Source organism: Thermococcus nautili (assembly GCF_000585495.1).
Lineage (GTDB): Archaea > Methanobacteriota_B > Thermococci > Thermococcales > Thermococcaceae > Thermococcus > Thermococcus nautili.
In genome coordinates, this window is sequence record NZ_CP007264.1 from 1,712,277 (window position 1) to 1,728,413 (window position 16,137).

The window sequence follows — 16,137 nt, forward strand, 5'->3', positions numbered from 1 at the left end:
TTTCGATTTCTCCACAAGGGATTTAAGCTTTACTTGCCCTACTCTCCTTGGGGTGCCCTATGGAGGCGATATTCGTTTACACGACCTTCCCGGACTGGGAGAGCGCCAGGAAAGTCGTCAGAGAGCTCCTTGAGAGGAAGCTCATAGTCTGCGCCAACATGCGGGAGCACGAGGCGATGTACTGGTGGGAGGGCAAGATAGAGGAGGGCAAAGAGATTGGAGTGCTCCTAAAGACCGAGGTGAGCAGGTGGAAGGCTTTGAGGGACGCGCTGAGGGAGCTCCACCCCTACGAGGTCCCGCTGATAGCGAGAATTGACCTCGACAAACTCAACAGGGAGTACTCGGAGTGGATGGCAAGGGTGCTGTTCGGATGATTCGCAAGGTGAAGCCCGAGATAAGGGTCGTTGGCTTCGACGACGGGACGTTCTCCTTTTCTTCCAAGCTCGAAAGGAGAAAGACGGTTCTCTTCGGTGTCGTCATGAAGGGCTCGAAGGAGGTTGTTGGTGCGGTATCGAGGTGGATAACCGTCGACGGAACCGACGCCACCGAGAAGCTGATTGATGCCGTAAACCGGTCCCGCTTCAGGGATTTGAGGGTTGTTATGCTCAAGGGGATAACCTACGGGGGCTTCAACGTCGTTGACATTGAGAGGCTTCACCACAAGACCGGCCTCCCGGTAATCGTCGTCGTGAGGAAGAGGCCCGATTTAAACGCCATGGAGCTCGCGCTTAAGAAGCACTTCCCGGACTGGAGGGAGAGGGTTGAGCTCCTGAGGAGGGCTCCCCCGCTCTTGGAGATGATTCCCGGAAAGCTCTACGTCCAGGCACTCGGCATTTCTCCGGAGGTCGCCTTTGAGGTCGTCAGGGTAACCACGAAGACCGGCCTGATTCCGGAACCGCTGAGGCTCGCCCACATAATGGCGAGCGCCTTCATGACAGGAGAAAGCACGAAGGAGTAGCTTTATAAGGCCGGAAAAATAGGGAAGGACAGCCGATGATGGCAACAGGGTAGCTACCGAGTTGATGAGGAAGCCGTTCCAGTCTGAGGCTATTCGCACGGGACGAGGAGGACCGGGAGCTTCGAGTCCCGCATGACCCTCTCCGCCGTGCTACCGAGTATCAAATCCTTGAGAATGCTCCTGCCCTTCTTGCCGATGACTATGAGCGTTGCATTTTTCGCCAGTGCCGTCCCTATTATCGCCTGGCTGGCGGTTCCGACCATGACCTCAAGCTCGAAGTCGGCTTTGACCCCCTTGGCCGTCTTCTCGAGGTTCGCCTTCGCCACCTCAATGTTGTGCTCCAGCTCGTCAACCTTGCCGTAGTCAACCGAGTGCAGAAGTATTCCCCGCTCTATGAGCTCCTCGAACTTCCGGACGGTCTTTACTATCTTGATTGAGCACTTTGAGAAGTCCACTGCAACCAGAGGCTTCTTGAAGAGCTCGGAGCAGTCAACGGCCAGCTCGTAGGAGTCGTCCTTCTTGACGTACTTGAGCAGGAGGACCGGCCTCTTGGTGGCCCTCGCGAGGTTTGAGGCGGTGCTCCCCATGAACATCTGCCTCCATATGTTCTCGCCGACGCTCGGAGTCACGACGAGGTCAACCCCGGCTTCCTCGCTCGCCTCCGCTATCTCGAGCGATGGGATTCCCACCCTCACGTCGGCCTTGGCGTTGATTCCCCTCTCTCGCATCTCCTCGGCGAGCTTCTCAAGCTTCTCGCGGTAGATTTCTTCAAGCTCGAACGCCTCAAGCTCCGCAACGGTTATGTCGATGACGTGGAGGAGGTGGAGCTCCCTGGCACCGAGCTCGAAGAGTTTGGGGATGCAGTGCCTGAGGGCGTGGAGCGATACGTCTGAGAAGTCGGTCGGGTAGAGGATTCTCTCAAACATTTTGGTTCACCCAAGTATAATTCTGTTCGTCAATGTTTATTATCGTTGCGATGGGCCCTTTGGAAAGTGTTATAACGTTCAGGTCCAAGTTTGAGCGGTGATTGCCATGGTCAAAAGGGTGCACCTCTTCGACTGGCATAAGGAGCACGCCAAGAAAATCGAGGAGTTCGCGGGCTGGGAGATGCCAATCTGGTACTCGAGCATAAAGGATGAACACCTCGCCGTCAGGAACGCGGTCGGCGTTTTTGACACCTCCCACATGGGCGAGATAGTCTTCCGCGGGAAGGATGCCCTCAAGTTCCTCCAGTACGTCACGACCAACGACATAAGCAAGCCTCCTGCCATAAGCGGAACCTACACGCTCGTCCTCAACGAGAGGGGAGCCATTAAAGACGAGACCCTCGTCTTCAACATGGGGAACGACGAGTACCTGATGATATGCGACAGCGACGCCTTCGAGAAGCTCTACGCATGGTTCACCTACCTCAAGGGCACGGTTGAGCAGTTTACCAAGCTCGACCTTGAGATTGAGCTCAAAACGTACGATATAGCCATGTTCGCCGTCCAGGGGCCGAAGGCGAGGGATTTAGCGAAGGACCTCTTTGGGGTAGACATCAACGAGATGTGGTGGTTCCAGGCCAGGTGGGTCGAGCTCGACGGAATCAAGATGCTCCTCTCAAGGAGCGGCTACACCGGCGAGAACGGATTCGAGGTCTACATCGAAGATGCGAACCCCTACCACCCCGACCCCGAGAAGAGGGGTAAACCGGAGAAGGCCCTTCACGTCTGGGAGAGAATCCTTGAGGAGGGCGAGAAGTACGGCATAAGGCCGGCCGGACTCGGAGCAAGGGACACGCTCAGGCTTGAGGCCGGCTACACGCTCTACGGCAACGAGACGAAAGAGTTACAGCTCCTCAGCACGGACATCGACGAAGTCACCCCGCTCCAGGCCAACCTCGACTTCGCGATATTCTGGGACAAGGAGTTCATAGGTAAAGACGCCCTCCTCAAGCAGAAGGAGCGCGGTTTGGGAAGGAAGCTCGTCCACTTCAAGATGGTCGAAAAGGGAATCCCGAGGGAGGGCTACAGGGTTCTGGCCAACGGCGAGGTCATCGGCGAGGTCACGAGCGGAACGCTCTCGCCGCTCCTTGGCATAGGAATCGGAATAGCCTTCGTGAAGGAGGAGTACGCCAAACCCGGCCTCGAAATCGAGGTGGAAATCAGGGGCAAGCCCAAGAAGGCCGTAACAGTTGCACCGCCGTTCTACGACCCCAAGAAGTACGGCCTCTTCAGGGAGGAGTGATTCTTTCCTTTTTCTCCAAACCCTTATTAGGTAACGGTACCGTTACCTGGTCCTGGGGGCAGAACCAAATTTTATTAGGGGACTAAAATCGCTGAATTTATATTCCCCAAATAATGAGTTAATGCCATGTCCAAAAAACACGCCGTCGGTGCCGTTCTCCTCTGGTCAACGGTTGCAAGTGCTTTCAAGCTCTCACTCCGCTACATGAGCCCGCTCCAGCTCCTCTTCTGGGCCTTTCTGACGTCGCTCGTTCTCTACGGTGCCCTCTACTTCCGGAGCTTCAGGCCCTCCAGAGAAAACCTGCGCTCCGCTTACCTTGGCCTCGTACTCCTCCTCTACTACACCGTCCTCTTCTCAGCCTATGACCTTCTTCCCGCCCAGGAGGCGCAGGCGCTCAACTACACTTGGCCCCTGGCGCTCGTTCTGCTTTCCGTCCCCCTGCTTAAGAGAAAACTTGCCCTGAAGACATTATTTGGCCTCTTTCTTGGCTTTCTCGGTGCCCTCATTGTTGCAACCAGGGGCAACGTCCTATCCCTCGGCTTCTCGAATCCAATCGGGGATGCCCTCGGTCTCGGAAGCGCCCTAATCTGGGCCGCCTACTGGCTCCTGAACGTTCGGGACGGCAGGAGGCTTGAGGAGAAGATGTTCTGGAACTTCGCCTTTGCCCTCTTCTACGCCTCCCTGCTGATGCCCTTCGCGGGCTTTTCACCCCCTCCCCTGAAGGGCATTGCCGGCGCGGTTTACGTTGGCCTGTTCGAGATGGGCGTTACTTACCTCCTCTGGTACCGCGCGGTTGAGAGCGACGTTGCCTTTGCCTCGAACCTGGCTTACTTAGTGCCGTTTCTTAGTCTGCTCTTCATCTCCCTCATCCTTGGTGAGAGGATAGAACCGACAACCGTTCTGGGCTTGATTCTGATAGTGGTGGGAATCCTCCTTGGAAGGGAGGAGTAGGCGCTTAACTGGCTTTATCTTTCGCTATCAGTCGGGGACGTTTGAACGAGTGAGAACGGCCTGAAGCTTTTGGCAGCCTTTAAGAAAGGCTGGCGAAGAAGCTTTTGGAAAAAGCTTGACCAAGGAAACTTTGCTTTCGCAAAGTTTCATCAAAGTTTGTGATTCCTCTAACAGGGTGTTTTGAGGGGTTTGCACTTTTAACGGCTTTTGTAGATTGTGAATTCCCTAATTTTGGAAGCTCTCTCGTGCGGGTTTACCTTTTCTCGCGCTCCAAAGGGGCGCTTTTAGAGAAAACCCCCTCTTGAGGGCCTTTTAAAGGGAGTTCTCTCAAGAAAATGGCCGTTTAAAAGCGCAAACCTCTTAGAATTTATTTTGAATGAAGAATCACGAACCTTGGTCAAACTCTGCGGGACTGTCGTCCCTTGCGTCGAGCAGAGCTCGACGTCGCGCAGGCGAGCAAGCTTTAAGAAAGCTTGACCAAAAAAGTGCCCTATCTCGCCAACGGGCAAAAAGACAGTTGTGCACTAATTAAGGCGCGATTTTAAAACGAGTTTAACTTCAAAGATACCTTGAGGATTAGTTTCAACTTAGTTTTGGCGTCCGAAGGACGCCGTTTGGAGAGTGAAACACTCAACAAAGGGCAAGTTAATAAGAAACTCCACTTTACAATTGTTAAATCTTAGAACATGCACTCGCTCTTCCGCCAGCGCTGAAGCTTTTGGAAAAAGCTTCACCCAAAGCTCGTGATTCCTATTTTGGACTCCTCTGAAATGGAATTTCAAAATCGAGACAGCAGTTGAAAGTTTGAATTCACACTCCAAGGACTCCTTCACGCGGGTTCCATCTACTCGCGCTCCGAAGGAGCGCAAAAGACGTGAACCCCTTATCAGAAGGGCCTTTTAAAGAAATTCACCTCTCCAAAAGAGCAACTCGATAGAGAAATCCACCCGAAGAATGGCCCCTTCAAAAGGGAATCACAAACTTTGATGAAACTTTGCCCAGCAAAGTTTCAATGGTGGGGGCGCGGGGATTTGAACCCCGGTCCGCGGGTTTCTCCGGGTCAGAGCTCCAAAGGCTCATCCCCAATCAGCAAACCCGCAAGTCCTCATACCTCTGGAGCCCGCGATGATGGACCAGGCTACACCACGCCCCCGTCCGTCTCAACCTTAGCGATGGGAGGTTTATAAACTTTGCTCCCGGAAGTTTTATTAACCTTGACACACAAAAATCTACCGAGGTGGTGGCGATGGAGGAGCCTATAGTCATCGGAAAGGACAAGTTCAGGATTGGGGAGGACGAGACTGCTAGGAGGGAGCTCAGGGTTGTCAAAGTCCACGACGACGTTATACAGCTCCAGGAGGAGGTTCACGGCATCATTGCCCTCGTCGGCGCGAGCTCGAGCGTCAACATCAAGAAGGACGAGCTCAAGAACCTCATCAAGGTCGTCAAGGAGCAGTTCGGCTGGACCGACATCTGCGAGTGACCTTTCTCCTTTTAGGCCCACCGTATCATTTATGGTGATATTAACGTTTTATAAGTATAAAACTCTCTATTCTCGTCGGGTGGTTTGCCATGGCCGTTGGAGAAAAGATAACGATTAGCGTAATCAAGGCAGACATAGGTGGCTGGCCGGGGCACTCCAGGGTGCACCCACAGCTGATAGAAACCGCGGAGGAAGTCCTTGCCAAGGCCAAGGAGGAAGGCACGATAATCGACTTCTACGTGGCCTACGCGGGCGACGACCTCCAGCTGATAATGACCCACAAGAAGGGCGTTGACAGCCCCGACGTTCACGGGCTCGCCTGGAAGGCCTTCGAGGAGGCAACCAAGGTCGCCAAGGAGCTCGGCCTCTACGGCGCCGGACAGGACCTTCTCAAGGACGCCTTCAGCGGAAACGTCCGCGGAATGGGCCCGGGCGTTGCCGAGATGGAGATTACCCTCAGGAAGAGCGAGCCGATAGTGACCTTCCACATGGACAAGACCGAGCCTGGCGCGTTTAACCTGCCGATATTCAGGATGTTCGCTGACCCGTTCAACACCGCGGGCCTCGTCATCGACCCCAAGATGCACATGGGCTTCCGCTTCGAGGTCTGGGACATCCTCAAGCACAAGAGGGTAATACTCAACACCCCTGAGGAGGTCTACGACCTTCTCGCCCTCATCGGCGCCAAGAGCCGCTACGTCATCAAGCGCGTTTACCCGAAGGAGGGTCACCCGATTCCGAAGGACGAGCCGGTAGCTGTTGTCAGCACCGAGAAGCTCTACGAGATTGCCGGAGAATACGTCGGTAAGGACGACCCGGTCGCTATAGTCAGGGCCCAGAGCGGACTTCCGGCCCTTGGAGAGGTCCTCGAGCCCTTCGCCTTCCCGCACCTCGTGAGCGGATGGATGAGGGGAAGCCACAACGGCCCGATAATGCCCGTTCCGATGAACTACGCCAACCCGACCAGGTTCGACGGCCCACCGAGGGTTGTCGCGCTCGGCTGGCAGATAAGCCCCGAAGGAAAGCTCGTCGGCCCGGTTGACCTCTTCGACGACCCGGCTTACGACTACGCCAGGCAGAAGGCCCTTGAGATTACCGAGTACATGCGCAGGCACGGCCCGTTCGAACCCCACAGGCTCCCGCTCGAGGACATGGAGTACACCACCCTGCCGGGCGTGCTGAAGAGGCTTGAGGAGCGCTTCGAGGACATCGAGTGATTCCTCCCTTTTCTATTAACATTTCCGTTTAACTTTTCTCGATTGGGTTAGTTCTTATGTTTTTGGAAAACCTTATTAACTTTTGGCGAGACCTAACACTTAGAGTGATACAAAGGGGTGGTGGCCGTGAAGTTCACTGTCATACATATAAAGCTCAACGAGAACAAAGTTGAAAGCGAGGAAATCGAGAAAGATGGCATTTACGGCGTCATAGATTACGGTCTTGAGCTCCACGAGACCCTTGAGACTCATAGCATTGACCCGTACGACCCGAGGAACGTCGTTATAATGGGAATGGGTCCCTTCGCCGGCTCGGTTCTTCCTGGAGCACACAGGCTCATGTTCTTCTTCCGCTCACCCCTCTACGGCACGCTGTTCCCCTCGGCGATGGGCGGTGCCGCCTACGCCTTCAAGAACGTCGGCGTTGACTTCGTGACCTTCGAGGGCAAGGCCGAGAAGCCCGTCGTGGTTCTCCTCTACAACGACGGCGAGAACGTTAGGGTCGAGCTCCACGAGATTGAGCTTGAAAAAGTCATCGAGATATGGAGGGGCTACAAGGGTGAGGAGGGTGTCTATGCCCTCACCCAGTACCTAATAGACACGTTCGGGGGGCGCTTTGACTTCGAGTACCGCATAGCTGTCGTCGGTCCTTCTGCCCTCAACACCAACTACGGCGCTATATTCTCCCAGGCATTGAGGAAGGGCCAGCGCCTCGTCGGTAGCGAGGACTGGGCCGCTAGAGGTGGCTCTGGAAGCGTTCTGCTGAAGGCTCACAATGTCATCGGAATAATCTTCGGCGGAAAGCCGAGGAAGAGGAAATTCCCGGGCGAGGACATCTCGAACTTCAGGACGGCGAAGGAGATAGTTGAGGGCGTGCACAAAAAGCCCTACAACGAGATTATTGCTGAGAAAACCACCAAGTACCGCTTCAACCCCAAGCTCAACACCGGCGGAACCTTCGGCGGAAACTATCCGGCTGAGGGAGACTTCGTTCCGATACTCAACTGGCAGATGCCTTACATTCCGAAGGAGGAGCGCATAAAAATCCACGAGAACATAATGAAGCACTACTGGGAGCCCTTCAACGAGGAAGCAATAAAGCCCAAGAACTGGACGACCTGTGGCGAGCCCTGTCCTGTGGTCTGTAAGAAGTACCGCAACGGCCACCACGTCGAGTACGAGCCCTACGAGGCCAACGGTCCGCTCAGCGGAAGCATAAGCCTCCGCGCCAGCGACATAAGCGTGAAAGCCGTTGACTCCATGGGCTTCGACGCGATAGAGTTCGGAGGAACCGCCGCCTGGGTTCTTGAGCTTATCCACCGCGGGCTCCTCAAGCCGGAGGAGGTCGGCCTAAGCGGAAAGCCGGAGTTCACGAAGGAGGCCTTAATCGAGCGTCCTGTCGAGGCGAGCGAAATCAACGCCAGGCTCGTTGCTGAACTGGCCCACCGCGTAGCCTTCGGCGAGAACGAGATAGCGAGGATAATCGGCCTCGGCAAGAGGAAAGCGAGCGTAATCTTTGACGAGCGCTTCAAGGACAGGCTCAAGTACGGCGAGAGCTTCAAGGACTACGCGGTCTTCACTCCGCTCGGCGAGGACGGCGAGATGACACCCACGATGTACTGGGCGATAGGCAACTACATACCGCTCCCGATTCAGGGTCGCTACTGGACCTTCTACCAGTTCGGCGTCTTCCTTGAGCCCGAGGAGCTCGCCCAAAAGATAATCGCCTCGGCTCTCTGGGAGTTCTGGTACGACAACGTCGGCTGGTGTCGCTTCCACAGGGGCTGGATGAAGCCCGTGCTTAAGGCGCTCTTCATGGACGCCTACGGCCAGAACATCGACATGGAGGAGCACGCGAAAAAGCAAATCAGGAGGCTCATCGAGTACGCAAGGAAGGCCGGCTACACCCCGGTCTTCTGGGACAGCATGCGCGTCATAGACCTCGTTTCGGCTGGCAGTGAGGAGTTCGGAAACGAAAAGTGGGCCGAGAAGTTCAAGGCCGACAAGGTCGGCACTGCGAAGGAGTACCTGAGCAAAGTGCTGGAAGCCTACAGCGAGATTCTTGGGGTTGAGTGGAGGCTCTGACGACACCCTTTTATATTCCCCCTCTCTTCTCTTCCCGGTGGTAGAATGAGGGCTGTGGTAATAGGCTCGGGCATCGGCGGACTTTTAACCGCTTCATTTCTCGCCAAGAACGGCTATGAGGTTACCGTTCTCGAAAAGTCCCCGAGAATCGGCGGCAGGTTCGCGAACCTTCCGTACAGGGGCTTTGGCCTCTCCACCGGTGCCTTCCACATGCTCCCCCACGGCGAGGACGGGCCTCTGGCTCATCTCCTGAAACTGCTCGGCGCGAAAGTCCAGATAGTCAACTCCAACCCGAAGGGCATGATTTTCTACGAAGGTAGAACCTTCCACTACCGCGAGGGCTGGAGGTATTTGAGCTTCACTGAGAAAGCCAAAGCGACGAAGTTGCTCCTCGACGTGAAGAGGAACAAACTCCCAGAGGGAGAAGAGGCCGAGATGAGCGGGCGCGAGTGGATTCGGGAAAAGATAGGCGACAACGAGTTCGTTGACCTCTTCATCAAGAGCTTCCTCGGCTGGGCCGACAGCGTCTTGGACGTTCCCGCGGGAGAGCTGGCGAGGGAAATTAAAGCGGCACTTAAGTGGGGCGGACCCGGACTTATCAAGGACGGTTGCAGTGCAGTAACCGATGAACTCGCGGGAATCGTCGAGCGGAACGGGGGCAGAGTGCTCACGAGAAAGCGGGTCGTTGAAGTTGATGTTGAGGAAAAGAAGGTCATCACCGCCGAAGGCGAGGAGTTTCCCTACGACGTCCTCATCTCAAACGCAGGAATCAAAGAAACTGTTGAGTTGATAGGCCGTGACAGTTTTGACCGCGATTACCTGAAGCGCGTTGATTCGCTGAAGCCGAGCGAGGGCATTAAATACAACGTGGCTTTGAAGGGGAAGCCGAGGATAGGCAACACCGTCATGTTTACCCTTGACACAGAGAGGATAAACGGCTACAACGAGCCCTCCTCGCTCAGCCCGGAGCTGGCTAAAGAGGGCTACACCCTGATAATGCTCCACCACGCTTTGCAGAGTAAAAACGTCAAGGCCGAGCGGAGAAAGGGCATCGAGGACGTTTACAAAATCTTCCCGAACCTCGATAGCGAGGGCGAAATCCTTCTGATACAGACATACCTTGACGGAAACCCCGTGAACAGAGTCGCCAGCGGTCAGGTCGTGGAAGACTTTCCTATAAAAGACGTCTACGTCGTCGGCGACGCCTACAAGCCCCCCGGTGGGATAGAGGTCGAGGGGATAGCGCTGGGCGTGATGAGGACGCTTGAGAGGCTCGGTCTCGGAAGCTTTTCGGAATGGTATTTGTGAAGGAAAGGCCTTCCGCGATTTTTCTTTACGTTTGAAAATTAAGTTCACCGCTCACCGAACCTTTTTCAAATGAACACCGTTGGGGCCTAACGAACGTTTTTATGCCCAGGCACAGAATCCTTCATCCCAGGAGGTGATGCTCATGAAGAGAGTCGTCATAGCCCTTGGCGGTAACGCAATCCTCCAGCGAGGTCAGAAGGGAACCTACGAGGAGCAGATGGAGAACGTGAGAAAAACCGCCAGACAGATAGCGGATATAATTGAAAAGGGCTACGAGGTCGTTATAACACACGGAAACGGCCCGCAGGTCGGTGCTCTGCTCCTCCACATGGACGCGGGCCAGCAGGTTTACGGCATACCGGCACAGCCGATGGACGTGGCTGGCGCGATGACGCAGGGGCAGATTGGCTACATGATACAGCAGGCCCTAATCAACGAGCTCCGCGCGCGCGGTATAGACAGGCCAGTCGCGACGATAGTGACCCAGACGCTTGTGGATAAAAACGACCCTGCCTTCCAGAACCCGAGCAAGCCCGTCGGGCCCTTCTACGACGAGGAGACGGCAAAGAAGCTCGCGAAGGAGAAGGGCTGGGTTGTCGTTGAGGACGCTGGAAGGGGCTGGAGAAGGGTAGTGCCGAGCCCTGACCCCAAGGGGCACGTCGAGGCCCCCGTAATCCAGGACCTGGTGGAAAAGGGCTTCATAGTCATCGCGAGCGGCGGCGGTGGCGTCCCCGTTGTGGAGGAGGACGGAAGGCTGAAGGGCGTCGAGGCGGTTATAGACAAGGATTTGGCCGGGGAGAAGCTGGCGGAGGAAGTCAAGGCTGATATCTTCATGATTCTCACCGACGTCAACGGCGCGGCAATAAACTTCGGAAAGCCGAACGAGAAGTGGCTTGAGAGGGTTACCGTCGGGGAGCTGAGGAAGTACTACGAGGAAGGCCACTTCAAGAAGGGAAGCATGGGGCCGAAGGTTTTAGCCGTTATCAGGTTCGTCGAGTGGGGCGGCGAGAGGGGAATCATAGCCTCGCTCGATAGGGCCGTCGAGGCTCTCGAGGGGAAGACCGGAACCCAGGTTGTAAAGGGCTGAACCAAAGCCTATAAATACCTCTCCATCTTTTTCTATTGGGTGATTGCATGACGGATGCCGCAGGCGCCGCGAGCGGGTTCTTTGGCTCGCTTATATGGTGGTTGTTCTTCCTGTACCTGCTCCTCTGGCCTCAGATGCAGTACAGGAGCCTTCAAATGGCCAGAGCGAAGATACTTCAGCAACTCTCTCGCAAGAGGGGCTCGACGGTAATAACGATGATTCACAGGCAGGAGAGCATAGGGCTCTTCGGCATACCCTTCTACCGCTTCATCAGCATGGAAGACAGTGAGGAAATCCTCAGGGCTATCAGAATGGCCCCCAAGGACAAGCCCATTGACCTGATAATCCACACTCCAGGGGGACTCGTCCTCGCGGCGACCCAGATAGCCAAGGCCCTCAAGGACCACCCTGCCGAGACTCGCGTAATAGTCCCGCACTATGCCATGAGTGGTGGAACGCTTATAGCCCTCGCGGCGGACAAGATAATAATGGACCCCCACGCGGTTCTCGGCCCTGTTGACCCACAGCTCGGCCAGTACCCGGGACCGAGCATAGTCAGGGCCGTTGAGAAGAAGGGCGTTGAAAAGGTCGACGACCAGACGCTAATCCTTGCCGACGTGGCTGAGAAGGCCATAAAGCAGGTTCGCGACTTCGTCTACAACCTCCTCAGGGACAGGTACGGCGAGGAGAAGGCAAGGGAGCTTGCCCAGATTCTGACGGAGGGCAGGTGGACGCACGACTACCCGATTACCTACGAGCACGCCAAGGAGCTCGGCCTCCACGTGAGCACCGACGTTCCCGAGGAAGTTTACGCCCTCATGGAGCTCTACAAGCAACCGATGAGGCAGAGGGGAACGGTGGAGTTCATGCCCTATCCCCAGAAGGCCGAGAACTCGAAGTGAGTTACTTCCCTTTTACTCCTTTTCGATTTCGGCCAAAAAGTTTTTATTTGCTTTCTCATTTTTCAGTCCAGATGTTTGGAGTGAACAGAGCTGTTCTAAAAATGGGAGAGGGGTAAGAGAGATGCCAACGGTTAAAGTGGACCCAGAGGAGATTAAGAGAATCAAGAGAGAATTGGAGGCCCTTGAAAAGGAGAGAAACGAGATAAGGGCCAAACTTGATGAGCTCGAGAAGGAGCTCCAGACCTGGATTCAGAAGAGGGACGAGAAGAACAAGGAAGTCCAGCAGTTGAGGCAGAAGGGCAGGGAGTACAAGGCGAAGAGGGACGAGATAAACCAGAAGATAAAGGAGCTCAAGAAGAACAGGGAGGAAATCAACGCCAAGCTCGACCTCCTCTACCAGGAAATCCTGGAGTACAGGACGAAGAGGGACGAGTACAACCAGCTCAGAAGGCTCAAGATGAGTCCCGAGAAGATACAGGAGAGGATAGAGAAGCTCGAGTGGGAGCTCCAGACCAACCCGAACATCACCCCCGAGAGGGAGAAGCAGATAGTCGACCAGATACAGGTTCTCGCGACCGAGCTTGAGATAATCCAGCAGGCCGACAGGTTCCACAAGAAGCTCGTCGAGACGAGGAAGAAGGTTGACCAGCTCAAGAAGGCCAGAAAGGCCATAAGCCTCGAGATACAGAAGCTCGCCAACCAGAGCCAGCAGTACCACGAGCAGATGATTCAGGCCTTCAACAAGGCCGACGAGGTCAAGAAGGAGGCCGACGAGTACCACGCCAAGGTCGTCGAGCTCCGCGAGAAGGTCAGGGAAGTCAGAAGGGAGCTCAGGGAAATCGAGAGGAAGATTCGCGAGTACGACGAGAAGCACAAGGAGCTCATAGCTTACAGGCTCGTCGCGAGAATGCGCGCCAAGAAGGACGCCAGCTTCGAGAGGGCAGTTGAGGCCCTTGAGAAGTTCAAGCGCGGTGAGAAGCTCACCCTCGACGAGCTGCTGCTCCTCCAGCGCTACAACCTCGTGTGATGCCCATGGAAGTCATCAAACACGAAGGGCCTGGAAGGTTGGGGTTAGTTCGCTTAGGAGACTACTCCTTCAGGACCCCCGCCTTGGCAGGGGTAGACTTCACGCTCTCCCCCTTCAATTCCTTCTTCCACCCCAGCGAGCCCGGCGACTACGACTTCAACTTAGCTCCTTCAATCCCGCTCGGCTTCTACACACCGGCGGAAGTCATTGAGAAGGCTCTTGGAAGGCTGTGGAGCGTTAACTATGACGGCTTCAACGCCTTCTATTTGCCAGCCCTGAGGAGAACCGAGTACCTCGAGGAGTTCTTCAAGATAATCGAGCGCTACAACTTTGAGGCAGTTTACCTCGGCAACTCCAAAATCCTCGTCAAGGAGTACCGTTACTTCGTTAAAATCCTCCGCGAACTACGCGAGAGGTTCCCCAACCTGATGATTATAGCGGATTTGGAGCCGTTCTTTTATCCGCTCGCCGTTTACCTCGGCGTTGATGCCTTCGACACGCGCTCGCTCAAGCTCTACGACTTCGAGGGCAAGGGTTTCACCCAGTACAGCCCGTTCCTCTGGGGAAAGGAGCCGAACTCCCTCGACTTCGCGAGAGAAACTATCCTTCTCGTGAGGAATGCCCTTGAGAGCGGTAAGCTCCGCTACCTCGTGGAGAACCTGTTCTACACCCAGTACCACGCGGGAATTCTCCGCATAGCGGATTTGGAGCACGCCGATTACCTTGAGAAGTACACGCCGATTCAGAAGGAGACGGTTTACTTCATCAGCGACGCCTCCATCAGGAGGCCTGAAGTTAAGCGCTGGCACTCTCGCGTCCTCGAGCGCTTCACCCCCCCAAAGAACACCGAGCTGGTCCTCCTCTTCCCCTGTTCGGCCAAGAAGCCCTACTCCTTCTCCCGCTCGCACACCCTCTACAGGCGTGCCGTGAAGGAAGCTTTAGGCTCCGGAACGGCCAGGGTTCACGAGCTAATCCTCACTTCCCCCTTCGGTGTCGTTCCGAGGGAGTGGGAGTGGCTGGCGAAGTACGACATAGTCGTCACCGGCCACTGGAGCGAGGAGGAAATCAAACCTGCGGCAGAGCTACTCGCGAAGACCCTCGAGAAGTACCCGAAGGACGTTCCGATAGTAGCGCACCTCGACGAGGCCTACGTCGAGATAGCGAGGCTCGCGGGCGAGCTCTCGGGCAGGGAGATAATCTTCACCCGCGTTGAGAACGGAACGACGAGCAAGGAAAGCCTGAACTCTCTCACCGAGACTCTGAGGGAGTTCCACCTTGAGGGAACTAAGGAGGACAGAACCTACCGCTACTTCGAGAACATAAGGAAGGTCTTCGACTTCTACTTTGGCATCGGTGCCGGAGAGGCCGTCCTTCCCGATAACGGCCACGTCAAGGGCTCAAAGATGCTCCGCCTCTTCGTTGAAAACCAGCAGACGGGAACCTTCAGGGATGGCGTCATAAGCGTCACGCCCTTCGGAATGCAGAGGATTTACGACTCTCTCAAAGCCTACTGGGTGAAGATTGACTTCGACCTGCGCGGTGACGTCTTCGCGGTCGGCGTCAACGAGGCCGACGAGAGAATTCGTCCTGACGACATAGTCGGCGTCGTGAGGGACGAGACGGTCGTCGGCGTCGGCAAGGCCGTTCTCGCTGGAGAGGAGATGATTAGGGCGAAGAAGGGCGTCGCCGTCAAGGTGAGGAAGCGGGCATAACTTCTTCAAGTCTTTTCACGGGGGAGTAGAAGCCCGTTTCAATCATTTTCTCCAGCAATTCATTGCCTTCTTCCAACGTTAAAATGCCTTTCTTGACTCCAAGCACGAGAAGGCCTGTCGTCCCCGATACTTTGACCCCGAGCAGTCTCGCCTTCTTTCGCGCGTCGTAGTCATCGCTGAGCAAAATTAACCCCCTGTGTTTTGCGACGGCTATGCAAGATGATTCTCCCTTTCCCAGCTTCGCGCGAAGGAGTCTGTACAATCTTTCTTCCTCGGGAGTTAGCTCCGTAATGGGCATGGGGATTTTAACTGGAGGATACCTGCCTCTATTAACTCCCACCATAAATTCCTCAATAACGTGGGGAGTTGTTAGCGCTGTTCACCGAGAATTTTCCCGAGAACGTCCATCGAATTCGTCTTTGCAAAGTTGGACAACACCGTTGTGTCAACTACAAACACGTTATAACCTCCACCTCTGAGAGAACGTCTTCTCTGTCGGAGGTTCTGATGGGGATTCCCCGTTTTTTAAACTCCTCCATAAGCTCCTCTCTCGTTACCCCGAGGACTTCTGCGGCTTTCCCGAGACTTATGATTTCATCAAGATACGCTGAGATTACTATCTCCTTTAAAAGGTCGGGGTCTTTCTTTATAAGGCTGAGGGCTTTCTCTGGCATTAACTCCGCTACTTTTTCAAACTCTTTAACAATCCACAGGTCCTCCATTCTCCCACCGATTTAGTTTGACATCGAGGATAACTTAAGCCTTGCGCAAGAGCTAAAAGTCCCGGGTTGAATCTATGCCCATGCCCAAGTACTTCCGCAAAGGCGTCAAGAGGGAGCACCACTTCCTCAAGGGCCTTGAGAAACCTCTCGAGGAGATAGCCTCGATTCCCGGCGTCAAGAAGGTAATCCCGGGCAGGATTTACGCAAGCGATTCCCGGGGATTTGAGATTAAGGTGACGCGGGAAACGCAGACCGGCCTTAAGCTCGTCGCCAAGAGCGACGGGAGCGTTCAGGAGGTGTTTCTCGTCGTTGACAAGGCCGACCGGGCCAGGGTTCGCGAAGAGATAAAGCATCTTGCTGATGAGTGGGCGAAATAATTTTAAGTTCGGTTTTTAACTATTCATGATGGTGAACCTCAAATTTAAAACCCGGTTATCAGCTTACGACATTACTGCG

16 protein-coding genes and 1 tRNA gene are annotated in these 16,137 nt (G+C 55.1%); 13 read left to right on the forward strand and 4 right to left on the reverse strand.

Translation table 11 applies throughout. The features are described 5' to 3' along the window. The first annotated feature begins 59 nt into the window (after positions 1 to 59). Positions 60 to 374 carry a divalent-cation tolerance protein CutA gene (gene cutA, locus BD01_RS09415; protein WP_042692367.1) on the forward strand — a complete coding sequence of 105 codons (315 nt, stop codon included), beginning with the start codon at positions 60 to 62 and terminating at the stop codon, positions 372 to 374. Then, on the forward strand, positions 371 to 958 hold the full coding sequence (locus BD01_RS09420) for an endonuclease dU (RefSeq protein WP_042692368.1): 588 nt from the start codon (positions 371 to 373) through the stop codon (positions 956 to 958). The genes cutA and BD01_RS09420 overlap by 4 nt, the downstream gene beginning before the upstream one ends. Before the next feature lie 89 nt (positions 959 to 1,047). Here BD01_RS09420 and BD01_RS09425 read toward each other — a convergent pair whose 3' ends face one another. Then, complete coding sequence (locus BD01_RS09425; RefSeq protein ID WP_042692370.1) at positions 1,048 to 1,884, reverse strand: universal stress protein; 837 nt, start codon at positions 1,882 to 1,884, stop codon at positions 1,048 to 1,050. A gap of 106 nt (positions 1,885 to 1,990) precedes the next feature. On the opposite strand from BD01_RS09425, the gene gcvT reads away from it, so the two are divergent. Together gcvT and BD01_RS09435 are read left to right on the forward strand one after the other, a co-directional pair. After that, the gene (gene gcvT, locus BD01_RS09430) at positions 1,991 to 3,187 is read left to right on the forward strand and encodes a glycine cleavage system aminomethyltransferase GcvT (RefSeq protein WP_042692373.1); all 1,197 of its coding nucleotides are present in this window, start codon (positions 1,991 to 1,993) and stop codon (positions 3,185 to 3,187) included. Positions 3,188 to 3,313: 126 nt separating this feature from the next. After that, the gene (locus BD01_RS09435; RefSeq protein WP_042692376.1) at positions 3,314 to 4,138 is read left to right on the forward strand and encodes a DMT family transporter; all 825 of its coding nucleotides are present in this window, start codon (positions 3,314 to 3,316) and stop codon (positions 4,136 to 4,138) included. 1,013 nt (positions 4,139 to 5,151) lie between these two features. Here the strand turns inward: BD01_RS09435 and BD01_RS09440 are convergent. Continuing rightward, positions 5,152 to 5,291 (reverse strand) — tRNA-Trp (locus BD01_RS09440). A gap of 93 nt (positions 5,292 to 5,384) precedes the next feature. On the opposite strand from BD01_RS09440, the gene BD01_RS09445 reads away from it, so the two are divergent. The 8 genes from BD01_RS09445 (at position 5,385) to arcS (ending at position 14,959) form a co-directional block, all read left to right on the forward strand. Continuing rightward, positions 5,385 to 5,621, forward strand: coding sequence for a hypothetical protein (locus tag BD01_RS09445; protein WP_042692379.1), 237 nt, complete (start codon positions 5,385 to 5,387; stop codon positions 5,619 to 5,621). An 89-nt stretch (positions 5,622 to 5,710) separates the two neighbouring features. Further along, positions 5,711 to 6,838: a fructose-1,6-bisphosphate aldolase/phosphatase gene (gene fbp, locus BD01_RS09450; RefSeq protein ID WP_042692382.1), complete on the forward strand. Its 1,128-nt coding sequence runs from the start codon at positions 5,711 to 5,713 to the stop codon at positions 6,836 to 6,838. Between the two features lie 126 nt (positions 6,839 to 6,964). Beyond that, a complete protein-coding gene (gene gor, locus BD01_RS09455; protein WP_042692385.1) occupies positions 6,965 to 8,923 on the forward strand; it encodes a glyceraldehyde-3-phosphate:ferredoxin oxidoreductase in 1,959 nt (652 codons plus the stop codon). A gap of 45 nt (positions 8,924 to 8,968) precedes the next feature. Then, positions 8,969 to 10,231, forward strand: a complete 1,263-nt coding sequence (locus BD01_RS09460) for a phytoene desaturase family protein (protein WP_042692388.1) — start codon at positions 8,969 to 8,971, stop codon at positions 10,229 to 10,231. A 142-nt stretch (positions 10,232 to 10,373) separates the two neighbouring features. After that, positions 10,374 to 11,318: a carbamate kinase gene (gene arcC, locus BD01_RS09465; protein ID WP_042692391.1), complete on the forward strand. Its 945-nt coding sequence runs from the start codon at positions 10,374 to 10,376 to the stop codon at positions 11,316 to 11,318. Between the two features lie 47 nt (positions 11,319 to 11,365). Next, entirely contained in the window at positions 11,366 to 12,220 is an 855-nt protein-coding gene (locus BD01_RS09470) for an SDH family Clp fold serine proteinase (protein WP_042692395.1), read from the forward strand. 121 nt (positions 12,221 to 12,341) lie between these two features. After that, positions 12,342 to 13,247: a coiled-coil protein gene (locus BD01_RS09475; RefSeq protein WP_042692397.1), complete on the forward strand. Its 906-nt coding sequence runs from the start codon at positions 12,342 to 12,344 to the stop codon at positions 13,245 to 13,247. A 5-nt stretch (positions 13,248 to 13,252) separates the two neighbouring features. Beyond that, positions 13,253 to 14,959, forward strand: a complete 1,707-nt coding sequence (gene arcS / locus BD01_RS09480) for an archaeosine synthase subunit alpha (RefSeq protein WP_042692399.1) — start codon at positions 13,253 to 13,255, stop codon at positions 14,957 to 14,959. On the opposite strand, the gene BD01_RS09485 is transcribed toward arcS, so the two are convergent. Further along, on the reverse strand, positions 14,937 to 15,299 hold the full coding sequence (locus BD01_RS09485) for a DUF3368 domain-containing protein (RefSeq protein WP_245599231.1): 363 nt from the start codon (positions 15,297 to 15,299) through the stop codon (positions 14,937 to 14,939). The genes arcS and BD01_RS09485 overlap by 23 nt on opposite strands. 109 nt (positions 15,300 to 15,408) lie before the next feature. After that, the gene (locus tag BD01_RS09490; protein ID WP_042692402.1) at positions 15,409 to 15,681 is read right to left on the reverse strand and encodes a UPF0175 family protein; all 273 of its coding nucleotides are present in this window, start codon (positions 15,679 to 15,681) and stop codon (positions 15,409 to 15,411) included. An 80-nt stretch (positions 15,682 to 15,761) separates the two neighbouring features. On the opposite strand from BD01_RS09490, the gene BD01_RS09495 reads away from it, so the two are divergent. After that, positions 15,762 to 16,058: a DUF2103 domain-containing protein gene (locus BD01_RS09495; protein ID WP_042693335.1), complete on the forward strand. Its 297-nt coding sequence runs from the start codon at positions 15,762 to 15,764 to the stop codon at positions 16,056 to 16,058. Positions 16,059 to 16,137 lie beyond the last annotated feature (79 nt).

What these genes read in the sequence shown, in the direction of transcription:
- BD01_RS09445 (WP_042692379.1), top strand. Translation starts at nt 5,385, where the DNA reads ATGGAGGAGCCTATAGTCATCGGAAAGGACAAGTTCAGGATTGGGGAG.
- arcC (WP_042692391.1), top strand. Translation starts at nt 10,374, where the DNA reads ATGAAGAGAGTCGTCATAGCCCTTGGCGGTAACGCAATCCTCCAGCGA.
- BD01_RS09420 (WP_042692368.1), top strand. Translation starts at nt 371, where the DNA reads ATGATTCGCAAGGTGAAGCCCGAGATAAGGGTCGTTGGCTTCGACGAC.
- BD01_RS09475 (WP_042692397.1), top strand. Translation starts at nt 12,342, where the DNA reads ATGCCAACGGTTAAAGTGGACCCAGAGGAGATTAAGAGAATCAAGAGA.
- arcS (WP_042692399.1), top strand. Translation starts at nt 13,253, where the DNA reads ATGGAAGTCATCAAACACGAAGGGCCTGGAAGGTTGGGGTTAGTTCGC.
- BD01_RS09460 (WP_042692388.1), top strand. Translation starts at nt 8,969, where the DNA reads ATGAGGGCTGTGGTAATAGGCTCGGGCATCGGCGGACTTTTAACCGCT.
- cutA (WP_042692367.1), top strand. Translation starts at nt 60, where the DNA reads ATGGAGGCGATATTCGTTTACACGACCTTCCCGGACTGGGAGAGCGCC.
- BD01_RS09470 (WP_042692395.1), top strand. Translation starts at nt 11,366, where the DNA reads ATGACGGATGCCGCAGGCGCCGCGAGCGGGTTCTTTGGCTCGCTTATA.
- BD01_RS09435 (WP_042692376.1), top strand. Translation starts at nt 3,314, where the DNA reads ATGTCCAAAAAACACGCCGTCGGTGCCGTTCTCCTCTGGTCAACGGTT.
- gcvT (WP_042692373.1), top strand. Translation starts at nt 1,991, where the DNA reads ATGGTCAAAAGGGTGCACCTCTTCGACTGGCATAAGGAGCACGCCAAG.
- BD01_RS09490 (WP_042692402.1), bottom strand. Translation starts at nt 15,681, where the DNA reads ATGGAGGACCTGTGGATTGTTAAAGAGTTTGAAAAAGTAGCGGAGTTA.
- fbp (WP_042692382.1), top strand. Translation starts at nt 5,711, where the DNA reads ATGGCCGTTGGAGAAAAGATAACGATTAGCGTAATCAAGGCAGACATA.
- BD01_RS09495 (WP_042693335.1), top strand. Translation starts at nt 15,762, where the DNA reads ATGCCCAAGTACTTCCGCAAAGGCGTCAAGAGGGAGCACCACTTCCTC.
- BD01_RS09425 (WP_042692370.1), bottom strand. Translation starts at nt 1,884, where the DNA reads ATGTTTGAGAGAATCCTCTACCCGACCGACTTCTCAGACGTATCGCTC.